This is a genomic window from Bacteroides sp. AM54-2NS (assembly GCF_003602935.1).
In the GTDB taxonomy this organism is placed as follows: Bacteria; Bacteroidota; Bacteroidia; order Bacteroidales; family Bacteroidaceae; genus Bacteroides; species Bacteroides xylanisolvens.
Window position 1 is genome coordinate 1 of record NZ_QTMZ01000013.1, and the last position, 16,183, is coordinate 16,183.

Below are 16,183 nucleotides of genomic sequence, written 5' to 3' on the forward strand. Positions count from 1 at the left end.
GCAAGAACAAGCTTAAAGAAGCAACAGGATCAATCGTTTGGGAAGAGGATGTTTTCATGATGCAAAAATAAGAATTTTAACGCAATCCCCCAAGGTTTCAGACTGAGCCAAACAGTGTTGCAAAAAATGTCAATAAAACTCCTATGTATTTCTGATAGATAGCACTACTTTATAAACCACTGGTATCCAACCGGTTACAATTCTATAATTTCCTTTAAAACCAACGACCCGTTTCTCACCGAGAAACAACCTTTTCGACACAGAGAAACGAAGTGTTTCTCACCGAGAAACGAATCGACTGATAAAGTCCTAAACTTTAATTGAGGAAATTGTTCGTCTCTTTTATTTTTGACACTTCTATCGTAGGAATGTATATGTTGAAATATATTTCAATGATAATCTTATCATGTCTAAAATATAATGATATGGAATAAATTTATAACCGTACCGTTTGGAATCAATTACCACTAATGATTTTATTAGTTATTTTTAAGCGATCCTTTACCTATTAATAGTTATTTCATTGCCTAAGAAGTTTTCGCTTGACAATTGTTAAGCGATAGTTCAACATCTGTCAAGCGTTCGTTCAACAACTGTCAAACGATAATTCGTTAGGCAATTGAAAAAATAATATAAGCAAGAAAAAGAGATAAAAGCTGCATATTGACGAATTATTGTCAGCGATAGTATTTTGGGTTATTTCCGTACCGAAACAAGCTAAATGCTAATTTAGAGTTCACCACGGATTACACAGATTCACACAGATTATTTTCATTTTCGTTGAATACCCATAGTGAATTAGGGTACTGATATACATACTTATTCCACCATTGCCAACGTCAATATACTAATCCGTATATCTTCTACATCTACCAGGCAGGAAGCACATGCCAGAGTAGTAGAGCCGGTAGTCAACACATCGTCAACTATCAATATGTGTTTACCTGCAAGTGTTTCGGGATGCTGAAGTTCAAAGATACCTTCCACATTATCCCGACGTTCAAACACAGATTTACGCGTTTGCGTTTCCGTATTTTTCTTACGTAATATGGATTCTGTATCAATGGGAATTCCTGTTACAGCAGAAACGCCACGGGCAATCCACTCACTTTGATTATAACCGCGAATTTGCTGTTTTTTCTTATGAAGCGGTATGGGGATTATCACATCAATTCCCTGAAAAAAATGGGAAGACAAAAGTTCGGCAGCCATATACCGCCCCATAATTGCACCTATTTCCTTTTGTCCACCATATTTCAACCGATGAAGAATCAACCGGAAGTCGCTTCCTTTCTCATAAAAGAAAAAAGAAGTAGCCCGTTCCAAAGGGATTTGTCCCCAGAAGAGCCGTTCTACCGGATTATCTTTTCGAAGATGATAATTAGTACGGGGTAGATTGATATTACATACTGTACAGATACATTCTTCTCCCTTTGCTAACGGTCGGCCACAAACAACGCAGCAACGAGGAAATAGCAAAGATAAGAAAGAACTAAGCCAGTCTTTGATAAGAAGTGTGTGTTTCATAATAATAGCAATTTGAAGTTACAATAGCACCTACATATTCAATGGAGGGACTTCTGCCAGAAGTTTCTGAAAGAAGGATGAAGATTTCCATTCGTTGCAATAATATGATGTCCTTCTATGAAATGATCCTCACCATAAAAGTCAGTCACCTTTCCTCCCGCCTCCTGAACAATCAGTGCTGCCGCAGAATAATCCCATTTTCCGAGAAATGCTTCCATCCATGCATCAAAACGCCCAATAGCTACATAGCAGATTGCGGCAGCAGCCGAGCCATTCATTCGAATACCGCCCACTACTCCATAAAGCTGATCGATGAGATGAAGAGCAGTCTGTTTATATTGCAGATGATTATAAGGTAATTCTATAATGACAAATGCATCTTTGATGTCCTCAACGTTCGACACATGAATTTCTTCGCCATTCATAAACGCTTTTCCGCCTTTCCAAGCATAAAAACATTCATCCCGGCAAACTTCATAAACGACACCTAAAAGAAGTTCGGTACGGCTACGTAAAGCGATGGACACACAATAAGGAGCCTCATCATGAATATAATTCGTGGTTCCATCCAAGGGGTCAATCACCCAACAGTAGGGTTCATCCTGATAAGTGGCAGAGCTTCTTCTGTAATGAATCCCGCTTCAGGCAATAAAGCAGTAAGGGCTTTCACCACTCGCACTTCAGATTCTTTATCCACATAAGACACATAATCGTGTGCATGTTTTTCCACCACACGCTCACGACGGAAGTTCTTTCGTTCTTCTTTTAGAAAATATCCAACTTCGGTAGCAATCCGGCATACATCAGTTGTAAGCTGCTTCAAATCTAACATTTATTATTCAAATTAAAAAGTGCTTCGAAGTTATAGTTTTTCCGGCAAAAAGCATAAAGGAAAATAATATTTTCGTGTTTGATACGCAAATTAATGAGATAACATCAAAACTATTATAACCAATATTTAAAGAAACATCTAAAAACAAGGCCGACTCATTTTCTTTTATGAGCCGACCTTTCTTTACTTTTACATCAAAATATAAATGTATTGTTCTTTATTCCTTAATTTATAACAACCTTACTTCTGAACCACAATTTTCAACTTACAGGTACGTCCATAGAGTAATGCCACACCGTCATAAGTGAGTCCGGTTATGCCAGCTCCCGAATAGGCTGGCCCCTGGCTTCCTACCACTCCTGTAGGAGTAGCTATTTTACATCCTCCGGCAACTAATGCATCCATATCGTTTGCGGCTTCAATAACATGAATGACACCGTATTTGCCCGCCGCAGTAACAAAGGCAATATAAGAACCGTCTTTTATCTGCAAACTACAAGGATCATTCGGATATCCATCAGACGCATTGACTCTTTGCATTAACATATCGGCACCTCCTTTAGCTATACTTTCCAATACATTCAACGCCTCAAAAGTCTTGACGTCCGAAGCCGCGTTCGCCATCATCACATCAATACCAAGATCAGTAACCTTATCATCAGGTATAAGAGTAAACAACGTTTTGTTGGTAGCAACACCTGCCGGTTTGATCCAGTCATTCACATCGTAAGCTCTCCCTATCGGCCCTCCATTAATTCTTGACGCACTAACATAAGAGAAACCTCTGTTTTTAACGGCAACAAAGCTTGGATTTCTCCATATATTGATGAAAGCAAAGTCTACGCCGTTTGCCTTTGAGCCATATCCTTTAATTTCCTTCAGGCTTAATACATGCTTTTGCACACCTTGTATCATTATTCCCTCTATGGAGAAAATATAAGGTTGATCCGGTTCTGTTGAATGTTCCCATTCAGGCGCCATTTCAATATCGTTGAAAACAAGCGCAACATTATTGTCAACACCCTCAAGACCTTCGATATTGATAATCTTTTCCTCTTTCAACCCCTCTATATCTTCTACCACAATCTTGATTCCATTGGTCTCTTTATTGTCTACGACAGTTTTCAGGATAAATTCCATTTCCAACGGATTGCCTGATACCGGAATAGTCGTATATTCCTTCAGGTCACCCAATACTTTATTACACAACGTATGTTTATGGACTTAATGCCCACAGCAGAACGAATCACTACAGACAAAGAAACCTCTTCATCAGGTACTAAAACAGGGAAATCTGATGGTTCTGTGAATATCTGGGATGGAAGTTTAGTTATCTTTTTAATAGGTATTACCTTTTGTGCCGTTTTTGTCAAAACGTCCGTTGATGTTACCAGTATCCCGGCTGCTTCACGCGTATTGACCTTGACATTCAAGTCAAATTCAAGTGTCATATCAGTTTGCAAAGTATCTATCTTTAAACGTTGACGTTCAGTCGCGTTTATCTCTTCATATTCTCCATTCTCATCCATCTTCAACAAGGTAGCATATATACTGTGTATACCCACAGCAGAGAAACTTCTGGCAGATACAGTCACCGTCGAGTTATACTCCACCACATCTATCTCGGAAGGAGAAGTGAGTTCTACAGTAGGTGGCGGATACGCGTTGTCGTCCGAATAATCAGACTTACTATCACTACAATTTGTCAACAACAAACCCCATGGAAGGGCAAGTATCAGGATCATTATATTTTTGATATATTGCTTCATGACCGTTCATTTTTTATTTTAAAGATTCGATTTGTAATTGAAAACAATGTAAATCTCCGCTTACACTTGTTTCGGTTACCCCCCTAAAAGCCCATTTGTGCGAAGTCAGGACAAATATACAATACTCGGAGTCTCTATTTCTATTTTCCACTTCTACGAAAGAATAGGTATCAGAAGTTAAGTTAGAAGTAATTGCCGACTCAAGATTAGGCAATAACGCACGTTTAACAGTGCCTACCAGAACCGTCTGTTCGTTTACCTTTTTCTTGAAAACGTCGACAGCCGGAGCTATCAGGTCTTCACTATTTAATGATACAGAACAGAAGAGCATATCTATTCCGTTCACTGCTTCTGTTTTTGTTTCAAGATATCTGCAATCGTTTTTTACTACATATTGTGTCATTTCAGAAATAGTAGAAGGAAAAAGAAGCGTACTGCCGATTATCTTTTTCTCTCCGTTACTATAGCTGACAGGTACAAACACCGGTACTTTCTTACTCTCTCTAGCAGTCTCCGTACCCGTATTTATGATTGCAGTTTGCCCATAGACAGCGTTCGTCCTGTCCAACAATGCCACTGCATGAACAGTGTTTCTGATAGATGACGCCACCTCTTTATAACTACAAGAGCTAAATAAATTTTGCTCTGACAAGTGCGCATAAACTAACACGTTAGTTGTTCTGAACCGGTTCCATTCCGGAATTTCTTCTCCCTTGTTATCCTCATCACTACACGAAACGAACAGACAAGAGATGACACATATAAATAGCAGATATAGATAGTTTGATTTCATATTCCATTCATTTTATAAATTCAACTTCAGCAAACAAAGCCCTGTGGTCAGAAACTTCCGGATTAGATAAAACTTTAAACGACTTCACTTTCCACTTATTCTGTGGAAGTCCGAATATATAATCAATCTTGATTGTCGGCTGATCTGCCGGATAGGTGAATGTATCATCGCAGATTCTCTGCCAATTCTTCATTACCTCACAAATCACATTAGAGTCGGTCCGGGCATTAAAATCTCCCCCCAGCAGCGTCGGGGTATCTCCCGTACCAATCCGTTCATTAATCTGTTCGGCCATTGCACTCCTTATCAGGTCTGTCGAATGATCCAGGTGAGTCGTTCCTATCCTGATTACGTCTGAAGTTCCCGGTTCCTGAATATCTACATATAATAACGTCCGGGGTTCTTTGGCTCCGTCTATACCTTCAAAAGTTTTGTTATTGATATAAACAAAAGGATATTTTGAAGGATAGCTACTCCATATTCTCCACCACCAGTATCCATCGCTTTCCCGAATACGGAAAACAATCCCAACTCCGCAGCCAGTTGAGTGGTGAAATCTTGATTTTTATTCCTTTTTGTGTTGTAATCTATCTCTTGCAACATTACAACATCCGGATTGTATTTCCTGATAAATACAGCATACTCCTTCACCGAGTAACCAGTCATCTGTCCGGACATCCGGCAATTATAGCTCATTATTTTAAGAGCCTGCGCATACGTACTTTGATACGCAAAGAAGAAAAGGCATACCCATACAATGGGCTTTAAAAGTGCTTTCATAAATTTGTTTTTGTTATTAGATTAAGTTTACTTATTCAACGGTATATGTATATTCTGATATTTTTTTAAAGCTAACCGGTGTTATGGATTGCATCACCTCCAACACATAGTTCAGGTCGTTCCCTTTACAAACGAAGTTGTACGTAAACGAAGCAATCTTTTCGTTTTTAACTGTAATCTCTATATCAAAATGACGCGAGAGTGTTGTAAGCACCTCTTTCAATGATGCATTTCTGAAAATAAGCCGGTTACTCTTCCAACTCGAAGCATCATCGTGATATCTATCAGTTTTTATTTTTATTACATTACTCCTTTTCTCATAAACTGCAGTTTGTCCGGGAAGCATTTGCTGCATAGGCCTGCGGCTTTGCACATGCCCGATATTTATACTTCCTTCGTCGAGTGTAGTTTTAATTACCTTATCCGAAGCGTATGCTTTTACATTGAAACACGTTCCCGTCACTTGTATTTTCACATTCTCGGCAAGCACCTGAAAAGGGGATTTCTTGTTTTCTGCTATCTCAAAATAAGCCTCTCCTTCCAGCGTAACATTCCTGTTGTATTTTGCAAACTGTTCCGGATAAGTCAATTTAGAATCGGCATTTAACCACACCCGGCTACCATCAGGAAGTAATACGAGTAGCTTCTCACCCCTTACAGCACAGACCTCCCGATAAACAAGGTTTGCCTCACTATGACTTTGATAGAAATTATATCCTACACCTATCACAAGCAAAACAATTGCACAGGCTACCGTCCACTTAAAGAACAATGGCATCCTTATTCTCCTGTTCTTTCGTTTTTCTTCCCGCATCACGGCTTCCTGAATATTCTTATAAATGCGATATTCATCAAAAGGAGGCAATTCTCTGTCACCCAATTCGAGCTGTTTGCCTTCTATTATCCTTTGAATGTCGTCATCCATATATTTCCCGATGCCGTCAACTACTTCAAAGTCCAGATTTGTATGTTTCTTTTTTGATTTCATATTTCAATATCTATTAGTAATACACACTGTTACAAAAAAGTATTATACAGACTACGTTAAACCGTGTTAATTCAAAAGAACGTTCCATATCAGCAAAAAGTGATAAAACTACATCATACAATAAAGCAACAACAAGCTAAGCTCTCCCACTGTCGCGCGAATCTGCTTCAAAGATTGGCTATATTGAAATTTAATTGTATTGATCGAAAGATTAAGTTTATCAGCTATTTCCTGATTAGAGTATTTTCCCGAAACTTTCATTTCAAAAACCTTGCGGCGTTGCGGCGAAAGTTGCTCAAGAGCTTGCTGTATGATGTTCATTTGTTCTTGTTTAAGGTTTTCGTTTTGAGAATTGTCTTCCAATTCCAAAACCATTGAAAGACAATCCTCAAGCAAATAGATATTTTTCTTTGAATCTCTCAACGTATTGAGCAGATCGTTCTTCAACATCGTAAAAAGGTATCTGTTTATGGGTTTTGTCTCGTCGATCTCTTCTTTTTTCAGCCAGAGTTTTAAGAATAAGTTCTGCACAGCATCTTCAGCCAATTCTTTATTCAGCAGATATTTAAATGCCAAAGAAAAGGTCTGCGCCGCATACGTCTTGTATACAATACTAAATGCCAGCTGGTTCCCCTCTTTCAGAGCCTTAACCAAAGCTTGGGCTTCATCCTGTGAGTATTTCTGGGACATCTTAATCATTTTAAATATGAAAATAAAAAACTTATTATATTAAGTCCTTATTTTCAAATATATTAATTCTTTCTGATATAGCATGAATCGCGAGCAACAAATAAAACAGGCCTCTTATTTATTTCACCAGTCTTTGATATTTGCTGAATAAAAAGGTTGAGAAGGATAATAATCCGTCAGTTGCTGAATGAATATCTTTTCGAACATCTTTCCGATCAGTTGCATTTACCCAACCTTCTTCTATTTCTTTTAATTCATCTTCAAGTTGCTTCTGATCCACCTCTACACCTTTCTCGGCCGCTTTGATGAATGTATTGATATACACCTCCCAGCGTTTTGCATAATAATCTCTTATCAGTCCTGCCCACGAACGGCTGGCATAATCGTTCAGGCTTCCTCCCCAAGTAGTAATCAAGTTGCGAGCGTTCTTTTCATAATAGTCTTTCAACTGGGGAGAATCTCCCATCTTCCGCGCATCATCAATCCATTTATCCAGCGAACAGTAAGGATGAAAGGCATTCAGTTTATCCAAATCATTCAATATCTCCTTCATTTTCTCGCCGCAAGCTTTCAAAGCCTGATAATCTTTAGCTTCAACCATCCTGTCAAACTCCATTTTCACATCAAGAAAGTAGTTTCCAAGCACCTGTCTGCCTACAGTAATCAAATCCAGACGAAAAGCATCTCTCCGGTCAGAAGGTGCTTCGTTCAGTTTTCTCCAAACCTCTAGTAGTTCAACATTGCTGTACACATTACTTGTGCGTTTTTCACTGTTCTTATTCAATACAGGGCGATACCCGGGTAAAGTACCCAATGTGCGCGGCACTTGTGCATAAATGTCATTGAATAATCGTTTCCAAGCATCGCGCACAGGCTGCGACACGCATCCCACATGCCTGTCAGCCAGACATTCAATCCATTTATTATCATCTACATTCAGATTCCATGCTTTCTCAAGAATGTATTCGTAGGGAAACTGCATCACATCCAATCCTTCCAGCGTAGAGCCGATTCCTTTAAGGTTGCCTCCACCGTTAATAAGAGCATTCTCAAGTCGTGCGCCACTTTCTTTGACGTTCCCTGTCAAAGTCGTGTTTCCCCCGAAATTGCCCAGATAACACCAAATATAGGCTGATCATGAAAATGCTCTGTTCTTTTCCATAATTCAACATTTTCACAATGATAATCAAGTAATATCATTTTATTCTGTGGCACTCCTGTCAGCAAAGCCTTCATTCGCTCGGAAGTCCATTTATCTTTATCAAAATAAAACATCCACGTCATTTGCATCCATTGGGCTTTGGGATCGGCAGCCGTCAATGTAGCGTACATATCCGAAGCTATCTTCCGCAAATATTCGGGTTCGAAACTGGGCGGGTCAACCTCATTGAAAGGATCTAAACCATAAATATGATCGGTTCCGAAAAGTTTTTTTTGTTCATCAAGAAATAGCTTCTGAATTTTCGCAAACAGAGCATCGTTAGGGTTCAGAAAATTACAACGGTATGCATCAGCAAAGCCGGCCCATTTGCCCAAATGTTGAATATCAGCCTCGGGATAAATCCGTTTTAAATCGGCAGGTACATGTCCGGCGAAGGCTGGTAATACGGGCTTCATATTCAATTCACGCTCACGTGCGAGTATTTTTTTCTGCAAGCTTACCTGGTGTTCCAGCCATTCCATCGGCAACGGACCGTTCCAACGATCTATGTTAGCCATCCGATGCCAGGGCAGATACGGCGGTCCCGTGAAGTAAGAGCGTATTTCGATGTCCGACATTCCCATTTTCGACCAGACTTTATACCACACGGCTTCTTGTCCAGTAATTGCCAAAGGCATATTTATACCATTAAGGGCCATCCAGTCAATAAAACGTTCCCATTCTTTCCATTGCCACCAAGGCATCGTATAACCATACGTGCAGTAATTCAGGAAAAAACGAGTATCCACTCTCGCTTCCGAAACCACCTTCTCACCAACCATCGGCAATTCTTCAGGGATTTCAACGGCTATATCCGCATACCATGACACTGTAGTGAGGCAGTAATATTTCAAGTAATGGTTCAGTCCCATCGCCATTGAATTGGCGTTGTTTCCACCAATTACAATTTTATCTTTTACGGACTCTATTGTAAAGCAGTCTTTCTCTCCTTTCAACTTTTGAAACTGAAAACTCTCGATGTATGACGGCAGCAAACGTTTCAATAATGCTTCCGCAACAGCTACGTCTTTGTCTTTAGCCTGAAGAGCCAACGACATAAGCAGCATAACCAGACACGTGTATACACTTTTTCTTTTCATTCTGATTTATAATTTTATATAGATTTTTCTTTTTAACAAAATATATCCCAACAGCCCATTGAACAACAGGAAAAATACACCGTACATAAATGAACCGAAATAATTTCCGAATAACGGGTTAAGCAAATTATTGAACACTGTTGTATGAATATGCCAATGCACAAGCAATCCTCCGGCTATACAACTAAACACATAAATTACAAGCGGATTCGCTCCAAATGCTTCGAAAAACGAAAACCACTTTTTATTCTGCTTCACATCAATGATATAAAGCAGCAATGCCAATGACAATGCCGCAATCCCACAAGTAAGCAAAACGAACGAAGGAGACCACAAACGTTTGTTCAAAGGACAGGCATAGCTTAACAAATAGCCGACAAACAACAGCGTGGTACCTATAAGAAATAGATTCAGCATCCGGCGGTCATTGTCTTTAATATCGATGATTATCTTTCCGCAAACAAAACCGATCATTACTTGAGACACAGCGGGAATCGTACTAAGTATCCCTTCGGGATCGACAAACTGGCGGCCCTGAAGATACATGTGGTTAGATCCTAAAATAGCCGAATCAATCATGCCGACGATATTATCCGCACTCTTTTCAAATCCGTTTCCAAATAACTGAAAAATAAAGTAGACAACCAGCAAGATAATAGCTAATGGCATAAACTTCTTATGCGGTATTGTTACAGCCAATAAGGCTGTAATGCCATAACAAATCCCAAGCCGTTGCATAACTCCCATCAACCGGAGCTGACTCAAATCAAAATAGTTACCACTATCTATTGCTGTAATGAACCACTCCATAACCAGACCTATAAATATTAATAAGAGACTTCTTTTTATGATTTTCGCAATGGCCGGTCGACACTGGAAGTTATACTTACACAAGGAGATGTAGGTCGAAATACCCATCAGGAACATAAACATCGGGAATACCAGATCGGCCGGCGAAAAGCCATCCCACTTGGCATGTGCAAAAGCGGCAAAGTTATACCCGCACTTTCCTGTATTGTTGACCAAGATCATCCCGGCAACAGTAATACCCCGAAGTACATCAAGCGAAAGTAACCGTTTGTTCGGATTCATAATATTTGATTCTTTTAATTACTTATTATATATAAAATAGTCGTTCCGGCAGCTAACACTATCCCTATAAGCGATTCATAAAGTATCAGCTTCAGACGTTCCTTAAAATTGAGTTCGCATACGCCTCCTGTCGCATGAAAGAACGAACCATGTGGCAAATGGTCAAGAACTGTAGCTCCGGAATTAATCATAGCCGCTCCCCAAACTGCAGAAATGCCTATAGCCAATATCGTTTCAGCAAACGAAGAAGAAGCCAGTGTTGCTCCGGCTGTTGTCGATGCGGTAGCCGCCGACATCAACGCGCCTGATATAGGAGCAATCAATGCATCACTCATATGAGCATGATCTAATCCTGTAAGAATCCAGTCTTTCAAAGAAGAGTTCTTTATGATGCCGGCAATAGTTCCGGTTCCTATCAGCAGAATAGCTACCACAGACATCTTTTGCAGTCCATATTCTATACTCGGAAGAATGTTTTTCCATTGTTTCATACAGATAGCACCACATAAGCCACCTACCGGCAAAGCTATCAAAGGATCGATATTGATTCCTGCCGCAGGACGTAATGCCAATAAAACAATCGTAACAACAGGAGCAATCAGACTGGTTCTTAACGAAGGCAGATTTCTCTCTTCCTCTTTATCCTCTGTTTGCATCATTGTTTTTTTGTTTTTCACTGTTTGAGGCATCAGACGGACAATAACAAAAACAGTGAAAAACAAACCGATCACTGCCGGTAAAATATTGGCAAACATTACAGCCGATAGATCTGCATTAAAATTTCCGGCTGCTATAATGGTGTTCGGGTTAGGTGATATGATATTTCCACATTTACCTCCCCCGATCATAGCAATAAGCAATACAGATGGAGACAGGTTTAGACGCTTGCCTATCGAAAGAGCCACCGGCGCAACGGTTATCACAGCCACATCAATAAATACGCCTACCGTACAAAGCAACATCGTTGCGAGTGCCAATGCCATAAATACCCGTTTTTCACCCATTTTGTTTATAATCGCATTGGAGATGACCGTGGTAGCTCCGGTTTGTATTAATATGCCTGACAAGACTCCGGCTGTCAGAATCCGCAATACCGCCGGGGTGACCTCTTTCACCCCTTCGGTCATCACCGTAACAGTCTCATTTAAAGATAGTCCCCCCAACAACCCTCCGACTATCGCTCCGATAATCAGACTGTATGTCGGAGAAAGCTTTCTTATGATTAACAGTATGGATAATGAAAGCCCGATTAATGCGCCTATCGCTGTCATTGAGTATTATTTAGTAAATTGTTTTATGATTCTCACCACCTGTCGCACCGTTCTCTCTATGTTTTCTTTCGTAAACTCCGGTCGCATCGCCTCTTCAAGTGTTACCGGAAAAGGTTGAATAGGCAGTACGGCAGTAAACCCCATCCTATTAAGCGCTTCGGTGGCTTCGACCGCTCCCCCCAGCGCTATCACCGGAACCTGACATTTCTCACCGACACGTAAAATTCCGTCCAGCGCCTTTCCCATACCAGTCTGGCGATCCAGTTTCCCCTCTCCGGTCAGTATCAGGTCTGCCTGTCGGACGACCTCTTCGAAACGAAGCGTTTTCAATATAACTTCTATTCCGGATTGCAATTCTGCATTCAAAAACGGAAGCAGGCCGCCTCCCATTCCTCCGGCTGCTCCGGCACCGGGAAGCTGCGATATATCCATATTTGTATATTCCTTTATCACCTGTGCATAATGCCGCAACCCATTGTCCAACTCTATCACTTGCAAACTATTTGCCCCTTTTTGGGGAGCATATACATAGGCCGCACCCTCTTTTCCAAAAAATGGGTTACTAACATCACAGGCAATCGTAAATTTACTTTCCTTCAATGCCGGATTTAATTGGGAAATATCTATTTGATGAACTTTTATCAGATTTTCACCGACAGGCTCCAACTCACCGTTTCCACTATCTAAGAAACGTGCACCTAAAGCCTTCAGCATACCTATTCCTGCATCATTCGTAGCACTTCCACCGATTCCGATAATGAATTCCCGACACCCGCGTTTTAATGCGTCAGCAACCATTTCTCCAACTCCATAAGTCGTAGTCTTCATGGGGTTTCTCCGATTTGAATCAATCAATGGCAGACCGCAGGCCGAGGCCATTTCGATAATAGCCATCGCACCATTGTTTACGATACCATACGATACTTCAATTGGCTTCATGAATGGATCATGCACCCGACATGACACCGTTTGGGCATGAAGGGCAGAGCATAGAGCTTCTGTAGTCCCTTCGCCACCATCAGCGATGGGGAAACGTATAATCTGACAGTCGGGTAATTCCTCCTGAATCGCTTTTTCGGCAGCTTTCGCTATCTCGAAAGAACCGACCGAACCTTTAAACGAGTCGAATGCCAATACAATCTTTTTCATAAAAGCTATCACTTATTTGTTTTCTCTATTAAACTCAATGCAGCCTCGACCGGATCATCAAACGGAGTTGTACTGTTACTCCAAGGAGATGTAATCCATTGCTCCTCCCATTCTCGGATTTTATTCCGGTCTTTTGTGAAATAGAGCTGTATACGAGGGATATAGTAGTCTTTAATCAGCCCGCTCCAGAAACGGGCAGCATAATCCTCCTGAATACCACCCCAACTTGTAATCAAGCGTTTGGCATTTGCTTCATAAGCATCTTTTTCCTGAAGAGTTGTTCCGCTATTGCGCGCAAGTTCCACCCATTCTTCTAATCGATATAAAGGATGAGAGGCCAACAGCCTGTCAACGTCCATCAACAAATCAACAGTTTGTTGCAGATTACGTTGCGCTGCGAGAACACGATTCTCCGAATCATCTTTTAGGGCCTGCTTATAAAAATTTTCAGCTTTAGCCGCTACATAATACGAAACAAACTCTATGAGGTCGTTTCTGTATAATTCAGAGCTTTTCAGTTCGTCAGCGCAACTAGCATACAAACGTATAGCCTGCAAGTAATCATCACTAAGGTCGATTTTACTGATCCGCCGTTGATCGGGTACTACAGTTTGCCAGGTAAAACGGGGGTATGAATATAAAGAACTATATGCTGTTTTCCGAAAAAGTTTCCAAGCTTCCTCCATGGCATCGGGATATCCTCCATAACGGGCCTCGCAGTATATCTTCATCCAATCGTCCAGGTCGATACTATCCGATGACCATCCCATATCGGCTAACAGTTCGTAAACAACCTCATTGTTTTCGAGTCCTTCAGGGGCAGAACCGAACCCAATCAAGTTACCTTTATTTGCGGCACGTAATGCTTTGACCGAGGAACTAGCATACATGTCCAAGTCTCCTGTCATGGTGTTTTTCCCGCCAAAGTTGGGTACATAGCTGAATATCCATTTCTTTCCGTAAAATCCATCATGTACTTTCCATGTTTGTTCGGTGCTCCATACCCATTTCGGATAATCATTGCCCAAATCAATGATAATCATTTTATCATCAGGTACATTGCTTAACAAGGCTTTAAGCGATTCTTTATCCCAGAATGAATGTTGATATCCGAATGTCCATCCCTGTGTAACCCAAACGGCATCCGGGTTTCCGGCTGCAATTGATTTATAGATCGTTTCTCCATACTCGGCCAATAACTTATATTTCGCCTCTTTATCTTCCTTATCAATAGGCAGCTCCATCTCGTTAAAACTATCCGAGAGATAATACGTATTTTCTCCAAACTCTTTTTCCCACTCTTCGACAAACAGTTTGCCTATCTCTTCGAAAAAAGGTGAATCCGGTGGCAATACATAGGCGTTGTACTCTTCATCAAAACCACCCCACCGCATGTGCCGGAATTGTGTGTCGGGATGTTTCTGCACGAATCCTTCCGGCACGAAACCTGCAAACGCAGGTGCTATGGGCTGCATACCCAACTCGCGCATACGGGTCAGGATTTGATGCTGCAAAGCGATTTGGTTCTGTTGCCATGCATCAGATAAGGGACCGTCCCACTTGTTCAGATTGCCCATGCGATGCCAGGGAAGGTGTGCAGGGGCAGTGAAAAACTCACGGATTTCTTCTTTGTTCAATCCCATACGCAGCCATACCCGTTCCGCAATGGCTTCGCTGGCCACGGTAGCCAAAGGCATATTTACGCCATAAAGAGCCATCCTGTCAATTTCCTTTTCCCAACGCTCCCAGTCCCAGTAAGGAGTAGTGTAGCCGAATGTACAAACATTAAGGAAATAGCGCAACTCATAAGGGGACACCTGTTCATACAATTCATAATCGGGCCACGGCATCACCGACGTTATATGTTCACCGCTCCATGTTTTCATACTCTTGCAGGCCTCTTTCATGTACGTATGAAAAGCGTAACAGATAGCAACGGAGCTGCTTCCCCTTAGGGTAAGCCGGCCGTCGCTTGCTATCACTTCGAATATATCTTTACCGTCGGATGGTTCGATATATTCAAAGTGGATAGACTGTGCTCTTTCCCCAATCTGACGTTCTATTAACTGTTTGGCGGGGGTGATAATATCCGTCTTAGGCTTGTGGCATGAGTAGAAAAAAAGCGTTGTTGAAATCAGTAAATACTTGATTATTGTATGTATCATAGAAAATCATAAATGTTATAAGTGAGTATCAATATTTTTTCTTCGATGCTTCTTTCACATATTCCAGTTCCGTAATAATCGGTAAATGGTCTGACAAAAGCGACTGAACAGTTTGTGTACTAATCACACGCCATCCTTTTTGCGGGTAAGCAAACAAGTAATCAATCTTAATCACAGGTTTCCATGCCGGCATTCCAAAATCATCGTTGCTTGCAGCAAACCAGCTATCCATACCACGTATTGCCTCGGAGTAATGACGCGCGTTGAAATCACCTCCCAAAATTACAGGATATTTATAATTTTTGAAATGCCCGGTAATAAATTTTATTTGCTCCGCCCTTGTTTCTTGAGAGTTGACGTCCAGATGCGTAGAGGTAAAAACAATGGTATCATTACCCATTTCGAATAATCCCTCCAGCATGGCCCGTCTCTCATGCTCTTTGACCGGATGGGGCAGCATTATCTTTTGGACAGAAATATATGGATATTTACTTAACATCCCAATACCGTAATAACCGGTAGAATAGTCAATCGTTTTTCCGTAAAGCCCAAACATCCCTGTATGGTAGGCAAGTTCGGATATAAAATCCTTCCCCTTCTGATGCGGGGTACGCTTACGGTCTGTTTTGCTATCCACTTCCTGAAGCGCCACAAAATCAGGCTTGAAGGATTTGATGTGATGAGCAAGTTCCTCTAAAGATGCCAGTTCGCCAAATCTTAAATTATAGGTCATTACCCGCACCCGTAGAGTATCTTGCGCATAGGCAACACCCAAAGTCAGGCATAAAAACAATAATAAATATTTCTTCATTGAATACATGGTTTC

Annotated in this window: 9 protein-coding genes and 4 pseudogenes; all 13 read right to left on the bottom strand. The window is 41.0% G+C overall.

Annotated elements, in window-relative coordinates:
• Positions 1-819 precede the first annotated feature (819 nt).
• Entirely contained in the window at positions 820-1,527 is a 708-nt protein-coding gene (locus tag DXA05_RS10060) for a ComF family protein (RefSeq protein WP_128859133.1), read from the bottom strand.
• 30 nt (positions 1,528-1,557) lie between these two features.
• Positions 1,558-2,359, bottom strand: a pseudogene (locus DXA05_RS10065) (inositol monophosphatase family protein).
• A gap of 240 nt (positions 2,360-2,599) precedes the next feature.
• A pseudogene (locus DXA05_RS10070) lies at positions 2,600-4,128 on the bottom strand (hypothetical protein).
• 13 nt (positions 4,129-4,141) lie between these two features.
• A complete protein-coding gene (locus DXA05_RS10075; protein WP_128859134.1) occupies positions 4,142-4,921 on the bottom strand; it encodes a hypothetical protein in 780 nt (259 codons plus the stop codon).
• Between the two features lie 7 nt (positions 4,922-4,928).
• Positions 4,929-5,701: pseudogene (locus DXA05_RS28350) on the bottom strand (endonuclease/exonuclease/phosphatase family protein).
• 31 nt (positions 5,702-5,732) lie between these two features.
• The gene (locus DXA05_RS10085) at positions 5,733-6,689 is read right to left on the bottom strand and encodes a FecR domain-containing protein (protein ID WP_128859135.1); all 957 of its coding nucleotides are present in this window, start codon (positions 6,687-6,689) and stop codon (positions 5,733-5,735) included.
• A gap of 108 nt (positions 6,690-6,797) precedes the next feature.
• Positions 6,798-7,379, bottom strand: a complete 582-nt coding sequence (locus tag DXA05_RS10090) for a sigma-70 family RNA polymerase sigma factor (protein ID WP_004317492.1) — start codon at positions 7,377-7,379, stop codon at positions 6,798-6,800.
• Between the two features lie 118 nt (positions 7,380-7,497).
• A pseudogene (locus DXA05_RS10095) lies at positions 7,498-9,680 on the bottom strand (alpha-N-acetylglucosaminidase).
• A 6-nt stretch (positions 9,681-9,686) separates the two neighbouring features.
• Positions 9,687-10,772: a DUF5009 domain-containing protein gene (locus DXA05_RS10100; protein ID WP_128859136.1), complete on the bottom strand. Its 1,086-nt coding sequence runs from the start codon at positions 10,770-10,772 to the stop codon at positions 9,687-9,689.
• 14 nt (positions 10,773-10,786) lie between these two features.
• Positions 10,787-12,043 carry an SLC13 family permease gene (locus DXA05_RS10105; RefSeq protein ID WP_128859137.1) on the bottom strand — a complete coding sequence of 419 codons (1,257 nt, stop codon included), beginning with the start codon at positions 12,041-12,043 and terminating at the stop codon, positions 10,787-10,789.
• Positions 12,044-12,049: 6 nt separating this feature from the next.
• Positions 12,050-13,192, bottom strand: a complete 1,143-nt coding sequence (locus DXA05_RS10110) for a glycerate kinase (RefSeq protein ID WP_128859138.1) — start codon at positions 13,190-13,192, stop codon at positions 12,050-12,052.
• Positions 13,193-13,200: 8 nt separating this feature from the next.
• On the bottom strand, positions 13,201-15,357 hold the full coding sequence (locus DXA05_RS10115) for an alpha-N-acetylglucosaminidase (RefSeq protein WP_128131160.1): 2,157 nt from the start codon (positions 15,355-15,357) through the stop codon (positions 13,201-13,203).
• 28 nt (positions 15,358-15,385) lie between these two features.
• A complete protein-coding gene (locus DXA05_RS10120) occupies positions 15,386-16,177 on the bottom strand; it encodes an endonuclease/exonuclease/phosphatase family protein (RefSeq protein ID WP_004310723.1) in 792 nt (263 codons plus the stop codon).
• Between the last annotated feature and the right edge of the window lie 6 nt (positions 16,178-16,183).